The 1,425-nt window shown below is 58.9% G+C and carries 1 protein-coding gene; it reads right to left on the reverse strand.

All coding sequences use genetic code 11. From position 1 onward, the window contains the following. Positions 1-345: 345 nt before the first annotated feature. A partial coding sequence (locus EOA86_RS34610) for a type I restriction enzyme endonuclease domain-containing protein (protein WP_128345612.1) occupies positions 346-1,425 on the reverse strand: 1,080 nt, incomplete at its 5' end.

Below are 1,425 nucleotides of genomic sequence, written 5' to 3' on the forward strand. Positions count from 1 at the left end.
CCCCCACAAGATAGAGAAAAAGTGCAGCAATTTCAAATACTTAAATAGAAAATCCCGACCGCTGGTTGTCTGATTCTGCCACCGACCATTTTCCCCGAGTTGGATTATATGCGCCAGCATCGCTCTGGACTAGGATTATGGGCGACCTTTTTCGGCAGTAGTATCAAGAGAGTAGGTGGGTTTTTCCCGTCTCGGGTGATCCGGTTATCCGGCTGATCGGGTGATCGGGTGATCGCGTGGGCAAAAGGTCCCTGGGGCATGTTTCTGCTTGGCGAGGCGCTCGATCTATGGTGCGTCCAGCAAGGGACCGCGTGCGAGCCGCCAGGGCCAATCCGCAGCACGGTTCTACTGCACGGTGGGTTCGGTGGGAGCCCCCATCCGCTCGAACACGAACTGATAGGTGCGCTGGACCTTCTCCTCGAACAGCTTGCGGTCGTAGACATCGGGCAGGTGCGCGTCGAACTCTTCACCGATCGTCTGTCGGACGCCCGCCTTTGCTGTCTCCTTGGACCGCCAATCGAGAACGAGCTTCTCCTTCTTGAGCTTGGCGAGCAGTTCGCGTGCCAGTTTCTTGACTTCGATCTCCTGGGTCTTTGTCAACTTCGGTTCGGGTTTGGTTAGAATGTCGAAGATCGCGAGTTCTTCCTCGCTCAACCCCTCGCGAATATGGCGCTGCTCTTCCTCGTCGAGATCGCCGACAAAGGCCATCAATTGCAGGAACAGTTCCTCGATATCCATGCTGCCGGTGTTGTATTCGTCGATCAGCTTTTGGAGCCGCTCCAGGAGGCTGACACGAGCCGGGTTTCTCGCGGCGAGGTCTTTTGCCCGCCTCTCGGCGGTGCCCCTCAAAACCTCCGTTGCGGTCTTCTTGGAACCTTGGGCGAACAGTGCGGCGAGCTTGTCGAAATCGATCGTCGATAAGTCGAGCAGCTTCTTCAGATCACCACCCTGAAGGATCGGAGCCCGGATCGCGACGCCTGAAATCGCCTGATCGACGAGCCGTTCGATCTCGGCAAGCACGGCTTCGAGGTCTTTCGAGGGCCCGGCTCTGGTGAGGCTGCGCATCGTCTCCGCAATAACCTGAAGAACCACCATGGCGCCCCGATAGGGAAGCACGGCAGGGTCCGGCAGCACCGCCTTGAAGAGCTTCCACGCCGTGCCAACCAGCCCGAGAAAGTCGCGTTTGTCCTCGTCGGTGCCGAGCAAGGCTTCAGCCGCCTGTCTAATCTTTGCAGCGCGCTCGAAGCCCTGTGCCGCGATGACTGCATCGGGATCAACTCCTCGCTCGGCGGCAAAGGCCAGCGCCTTGTCCAGCGCCGCTCTCAGTTCGGCCAGTAGTTGCGCCTTCTCCTTGATAGGATCGGTCTCTGCGCCGGGGCGGGGTTTGGCATAGATCGCCAGCGCGTCCTTGAGGTTCCGGAACAC

Origin of the sequence: Mesorhizobium sp. M5C.F.Ca.IN.020.32.2.1 (assembly GCF_004023105.1) — a bacterium.
In the GTDB taxonomy this organism is placed as follows: domain Bacteria; phylum Pseudomonadota; class Alphaproteobacteria; order Rhizobiales; family Rhizobiaceae; genus Mesorhizobium; species Mesorhizobium wenxiniae.